The sequence below is a fragment of the Massilimicrobiota sp. An80 genome (assembly GCF_002159255.1).
Lineage (GTDB): Bacteria > Bacillota_I > Bacilli_A > Erysipelotrichales > Coprobacillaceae > Allocoprobacillus > Allocoprobacillus merdigallinarum.
Genome location: NZ_NFHI01000074.1, coordinates 1 through 7002, shown reverse-complemented (window position 1 = coordinate 7002; position 7002 = coordinate 1). Strand labels below are relative to the sequence as shown.

Below are 7002 nucleotides of genomic sequence, written 5' to 3'. Positions count from 1 at the left end.
GTGGAGCCTCAAAGTTTGCGTACTTGGAAAGAAGTCATCCACGACAATGGATATAATACCATATATTCTTTCATTTGAAAACTAAAAGCTGTTGACTTTTTTACTTTGTCAACAGCCTGTAATCCTCATTCTATGAGGATTTTTTTATATGAAAAAGCAATCACTGATGTCGTGATTGCTCATCCATTTTCTTTAATTCATTTAATAATTCTATTGTATGTGGTAACCATTGACCGATTGTTTGAATCATAATCACAATTTCATTTTTAATGTATTTTAACTGTGGTTTATCAAATAAACGATTAACCAATTCAAAAAGCTGATCACCTGCAATATGGGCTGAAAATTCCTGTGTCAACATGATTTGAACATATCCACCTGCATCTTTGACTTCATCAATGAAAGGCTGTGTACATAAAATTTCATATTTTCTTTTCAATACAATATTATTCACTTCTCTAGGCAATGTTCCATATAAATCTTTTAATTCTTTTTCTAAAGATTGTAACTGTGTTAAATGTTGCGCTTTATATATACGTTGATAAAGATTTAATTTTTCCATATCATTTTCTACATAATTTTCAGGAATATAACCATCAACATTGACATTTTGAACAGGCACTTCTTTTTCTTCTTTTTTCTCTCCCGTTTTTTCTTCAATAGCCTCCTGAAGAATCCTCATATACATATCAAAACCAACTGTATCAATAAATCCAGCCTGTTCTCCTCCTAGTATATCACCAGATCCACGAATAGATAAATCACGCATAGCAATCTTATATCCACTACCTAATTGTGCAAATTCTTTAATCGCCTTTAAACGCTTCGTTGCTTCTTCATTCATTTGCTTGTTCTTTGCATACAATAAATATGCATAAGCCAAACGTTCACTACGACCAACACGTCCTTTAATCTGATAAAGCTGAGACAAACCAAAACGATCAGCATTTTCAATAATAATGGTATTGGCATTAGGAATATCAATACCGGTTTCAATGATCGTTGTACAAACCAGAATATCATATTCTTTATCTACAAAAGCCTGCATCACCTTTTCAAGTTCATCTTTGCTCATACGCCCATGTCCAATACCAATTTTTGCCTGTGGAACCAATCTGGCAATTTCATTAGCCACACTTTCAATATTGGCTGTCTGATTATGTAAATAGAAAACTTGTCCTTTTCGCCCAAGTTCACGTTCAATCACCTGTTTGACAAGCTGATTGCTTTTTTCCATGACATAAGTCTGTACTGGCAAACGATTTAACGGTGGTGTTTCAATTTGTGATAATCCACGAATTCCCATTAAAGACATTTGTAAAGTTCTTGGAATTGGTGTAGCAGTTAAAGTTAAAACATCTATTGTCTTTCTGATTTCTTTAATTTTTTCTTTCTGTTTAACACCAAAACGCTGTTCTTCATCAATACATAATAATCCTAAATCTTTAAAAACAACATCATTTGATAAAATACGATGTGTCCCAACTAATAAATCAATCTTTCCTTCCTTTAAATCACTTAAAATCTGTTTTCTTTGTTTCGTCGTTGTAAAACGATTTAATAAAGCAATAGTGACTGGAAAATTTTCAAAACGAGTAACCATCGTATGATAATGCTGTGAAGATAAAATCGTTGTAGGACATAGAAAAGCAACTTGCTTACCACCTAAAATAGCCTTAAAGCAGGCACGTAAAGCCACTTCTGTTTTCCCAAATCCAACATCTCCACATAACAATCTATCCATAGGACGTGGCATTTCCATATCAGCTTTAATTTCTTTGACTGCTTCTTTTTGATCTGGTGTCAGTTCATAACCAAAACATTCTTCAAACTGTATTTGCATAGCATCATCTTTAGGAAATGCAAATCCAGGCTGTTTCATTCTTTGTGAATATATTTCAATTAAACGATCTGCCAAATCATCAACTTTGTTTCTGACTCTTTGTTTTGTTTTTTGCCATTCTGTACTATTTAAAGAATGAATTTTTGGAACTTTTCCATCTCTGGAAGCATATTTTCGTACCAGTTTAAAATTTTCTACGGGAATATATAAAGTATCATTTCCTTTATAGGCAATATACAAGTAATCTTTTTTCACACCTCTGACTTCCAGTGTTTTAATACCCATATATTGTCCAATTCCATTGACATCGTGAACAACATAATCTCCAATATTTAATTCCGTATAATCATTGATGACTTTTGCATCTTTATATTTAATGTAGCCTTTTTTCTTTTGACTGTTAACCTTAAATAACTCTTTTTCTGTCAACAGGATCACATGTTCTTCACAAAAATCTATACCTGTTGATAAATCACCCATATAAATATTAATTCCCTGATAAATATGATCATCATGACCTACCAAGGCATAAGAGAGATGATATTGATCCAATAAATCTGTCATCATTTGAATTTGATGACTACTTTCAAGACACATAAGGATTTTATTTTGAATGAGATAATCTTTGATTTGTTGAATCAATTGATTTTCATTCAATAATGGTAATTGAATTTCTCTTGTTAAAAAGGAAATTTGTTTGTCATTCGTTCTAAAATCAACAAAGTCAATATCTGTCTTTTTTAATAATGAATCTAAATTTTGAAATAATGACAATCCTTTCACCATTTTCCCCATGTCTTGTAATTCATGAGAATAGTAAAATGTTTCTTCTACGTACTGATTATAAACTGATTTTATTTTTTCCTGACTTGATGTTACAATCAGCACATCATCAAAATAACAACGTAATGACGTTGATGATGAAAACAATCCCATGTACTGATAAAGACGAGATGAATAATCATGATTCTTAATAGATTCTATATCAATAGAAATTTCTTCATCCAAATCATCCTGATAATCAGGACACTGTGTTTGACTCTGTAATGTTTCAATCTGTGAAATCACATGTTCTATTTCCTGATCATCATAAAGCAAATCGGTCGCTGGTAAGACTGTAACTTCCTGAACATTTTCTAAAGAACGTTGTGTATTTTTATCAAAGAAACGTAAGCTTTCAATTTCATCATCAAAAAATTCAATACGAATAGGATTCTCATATTGGATAGAGTAAACATCTATAACCCCACCACGTTTTGAATAGTAAAATGGTTCATCAACACGTTGTATCATCTGATATCCACTACGGATAAGTTTTTCTCTTAATGTCAAAGGATCAATGGTCATACCTACAGATAAATGTAACTGAGAACTTTCAAAAAGAGAAGGATGTGGTATATAACGTAAATAGCTTTGAGTATGACAAATCACAACGATTGGCTGATGTTGCAGTAATAATGACAAAGTATGAATACGTTCTCCAACTAATTCCTGAGAAGAAGCCAAAGCTTCTACTCGTAATGATTCATCGCATGGAAAGAAAGCGACTTTTTGATGCAACAAAGGATACAGCTCCTGATATAAAAGCTGTGCCTGATATAAGCTATCTTTAATCACCAGCATTGTTTTGGGACAAGCGAAAAAAGCACTAGCAATGAGAATCGCCTCATCGCTAGCGTGAGATACAACAATCTCGCCTTTTCCTTTTTTCATTGCAAGATATGCTGAATTATTTTTTAAAATCTGAATAATCTTCTTCATATCTTTTCATCTCCTAATTAAAAGCATTCATTGCGGCTACAAAATCTTTATCAAGCATCATCTGAACAGCTTGCGTGGCTTTTTGAATACCATCTTCGATAAGTGACTGCTGCTCTTTGGTGAAACGTCCTAATACATAATCCACCACAGGTATTTGAGGATGTTTATCAATACCCACGCGAATACGTTTAAAATTTTGTGTACCTACATGAGCAATAATACTTTTCACTCCATTATGCCCTCCAGCACTTCCACTTTGTCTTAAACGTAACTTGCCTGTTGGCATATCCATATCATCATAAATCACCAGTAAATCATCGACATCAATTTTAAAGAAGTTCATGACTTGACTTACGGCTTCACCTGAATTATTCATATATGTCATTGGTTTGAGTAAAATAATATCTTCCCCTTGATATTTTAATTTGACATATTCACCTTTAAATTTTTTTGTATTTATAGACACATGAAAATCATCTGCTAAACAATCCATCACCATAAAACCAACATTATGTCTTGTTTTCTCATATTCTTTACCTGGATTTCCTAATCCAACGATTAACTTCATATATAACTCCTATCTTACTAATATCGCTAGACAAACTCCATTCACATCTAATTGATGATCTAAAATTTTACCTTTTTCACTATGATATAAAAGTTGGAAACCATCTTCCACTTCAACCTGAAGTGTTTCTAGAGAAGCATTAAAGTATATGATAAAATCCTTATATTCTCCTTCATTTTGATGTAATGAATATTTAATCATGCGATGATTAATATTTTCTGTTTTCACATTTTTACGTATCATATCATAACTTCCATATCTAAAACAAGGATTATTTTTTCTAAGGTGAATTAAAAACTGTACAAATTGAGTCGTATCAATTTCCATATCTTTACGATTCCAATCTAATGCATTAACCTGATCACCAGCATTATATGTATTAGAAAGTCCACCTTTTGTTCTAAAGAATTCCTGTCCACTATGCAAGAAAGGAACACCTTGCGATAAAATCACTGCGGCCATCATCAGACGTGAACGTCTTTTTCTAATCTTTTCAGATTCATCATAATTCGAAATCTGTAATTTATCATAACATGTCGCATTATCATGACATTCTACATAATTAATAGATTGTGTAATTTTCGCAAACATATCTAAATTACAAATAGCTTTCATCGCATCATTTGTTTTATACGTATCACCAGAAAAATAACCTTTTGTTTCCATCTGGTTCGTACCTCTTAATGTATCTCTAAAGAAATCATTAAAGAATCCAATATATGGTGTTTTCAAATTATTTTGAATCGTTGTACGCATCTCTTCATCTAAAGCTGTAGGCATATTCCATCCTTCACCATAAACAACAAATGAAGGATCTAAAGCTTTTCCTTGTGCATCTACAAGTTTCATTGTTTCCTGGTCAATGATACCCATTAAATCAAAACGGAATCCATCAATACCATATAAAACCTGCCAGCGTCTACACATATCTAAAATATATTTACGACACATCAATGCTGTTGTATTTAAATCATTACCACACCATGAGCCATTAGAAAGGCTACCATCTTCATTTCTTCTAAAGAAATAATAAGGCACTGTTCTTTCAAGAGCATTGATATTGACATCATGCATATGATTAAAAACAACATCCATAACAACACGAATACCTCTAGAATGTAATGCTTCAACCATTCGTTGTGCTTCAGTAATACGCATATAACCATCGTCTGGATCTGTCACATAGCTTCCTTCTGTCACATTATAAGCTAATGGATCATATCCCCAGTTATATAATTCCAATGGATTCTTTTCATCCACTGTCGCAAAATCAGCAATAGGCATGAGCTGTAAATGGGTAATACCTAAACATGATAAATAATCTAATCCCGTTGGATTTCCACTATCTGTTGATGTATTTAATTCTGTAAAAGCCAAAAACTTTCCTTTATTTTTCATCCCACTGGTAGAAGACATAGAAAAATCTCTAACACTTGTTTCATAAATCACCATATCAGTCATTTTCTCTAAAACTGGTAAGTCAAACTGACGACATGGTACTTTTTCTAAATCCACAATAATGCTGGCACGTCCATTTGATGATGAAGAATAAGCATAAGGATCTAAAGTCACTTCATAACTGTTTGTATGTCTGATTAAATAAACATATTGTTCCAATTCTAAATCTTCACAGACTTCAACAAAATAAACACCTTTTTTTTGCCTTTTCATTGGGAACAATTCTGTTTCCCCATTCCATTTCATGACTTTCAAAATAACACCAGTCGCAAGTGGTGCCCATACTTTGAATGTTGTTTTCTCTTTTGTATATTGATTTCCTAAATCATTATGATCATAAAAATATAATTCATCAAATTCTTCACACATAGATAGTTTTGAAAAATCTAAATAACAGCTTAAACCATAGGCATCAACAACCTTATAAACTTTTCCCATTGTAAAATTGGTATGAAATACATATTCCTGAAATCCGTCCTGACTACTATTATTCAACGAATCTCCATTCAATGGTATCAATTGATCATTTTCAATATTTTTAATATAAAATTGGCTACTAATACCATTATAATATCCTTTAGATAAGTAAACTCTAATCTCATCAAAAGCAACTGCATAAGCTTTCATCCTTACTGCACTTTCTTCCATATAACCATCCTTTCTCTTTAACACGACTATTAACCATTCCAAGTATAACATAAACAAATCTAAAAAACTATCAAAGAATGTAACCCCTTTACTTTTCTTGTTTAGGTTTGATACTTTATATCAATTGTCATATAAAAAAACAAATATACCTTTCAATAGGTATATCTGCTTTTTATTGATGTTCTATCATCTTCATAGCTTTCATTGCTTCTCTTGCTTTATAGAAACCTTCAGCTATGTTCAATCCATGATCTCCGATTCTTTCAAAATCTGTAAGAATCTTTGTATAGACAACACTGTTCTCTGTTGTACATTTCTTGTCTTTCAATCTCTTAAGCTGATTCACTGTAAACTGATGATGTGTCTTGTCTATGTTCTCTTCTATTACATCAACTTTGTCTACAATGCTACTGAACTCATCATAATTCATGATTCTCAGCTCATCTAGTATATTGACACAAAGACTGCTCATGATTCCAATCTCATCCATAGCTTCATGTGAGAATCGTCTGTCTTCACTTTGAAGAAGCTCGGCCCTTTGAGCTATGTTCACCGCATGATCTCCAATTCTTTCAATGTCTGATGATATCTTCATGAATAGACCTATGGCCTGTGATCCTTCTACTGGAAATTCTGTTGAAATCGCATTTGTTGTAAAGTCTACGATATTTTTATTCAAATAGTTAATATATTCTTCATTCTTTTGTAGCTTTTCATATTTGTC

At 32.2% G+C, this 7002-nt stretch carries 4 protein-coding genes; all 4 read right to left on the bottom strand.

The annotated features are described in order from the left end of the window. Nucleotides 1–160: 160 nt before the first annotated feature. The gene (gene mfd, locus B5G32_RS12955; RefSeq protein ID WP_087936893.1) at nucleotides 161–3604 is read right to left on the bottom strand and encodes a transcription-repair coupling factor; all 3444 of its coding nucleotides are present in this window, start codon (nucleotides 3602–3604) and stop codon (nucleotides 161–163) included. Between the two features lie 13 nt (nucleotides 3605–3617). After that, the gene (pth, locus tag B5G32_RS12950; protein WP_087304328.1) at nucleotides 3618–4172 is read right to left on the bottom strand and encodes an aminoacyl-tRNA hydrolase; all 555 of its coding nucleotides are present in this window, start codon (nucleotides 4170–4172) and stop codon (nucleotides 3618–3620) included. 9 nt (nucleotides 4173–4181) lie between these two features. Then, the gene (pulA, locus tag B5G32_RS12945) at nucleotides 4182–6278 is read right to left on the bottom strand and encodes a type I pullulanase (protein ID WP_087936892.1); all 2097 of its coding nucleotides are present in this window, start codon (nucleotides 6276–6278) and stop codon (nucleotides 4182–4184) included. Between the two features lie 172 nt (nucleotides 6279–6450). Further along, nucleotides 6451–7002 (bottom strand): PhoU domain-containing protein (locus B5G32_RS12940; RefSeq protein ID WP_275543410.1); only part of this gene is annotated, 552 nt, incomplete at its 5' end.

Bases quoted from the DNA above. Each gene is read 5' to 3' on its own strand.
- mfd (WP_087936893.1), bottom strand. From the start codon at position 3,604: ATGAAGAAGATTATTCAGATTTTAAAAAATAATTCAGCATATCTTGCA.
- pth (WP_087304328.1), bottom strand. From the start codon at position 4,172: ATGAAGTTAATCGTTGGATTAGGAAATCCAGGTAAAGAATATGAGAAA.
- pulA (WP_087936892.1), bottom strand. From the start codon at position 6,278: ATGGAAGAAAGTGCAGTAAGGATGAAAGCTTATGCAGTTGCTTTTGAT.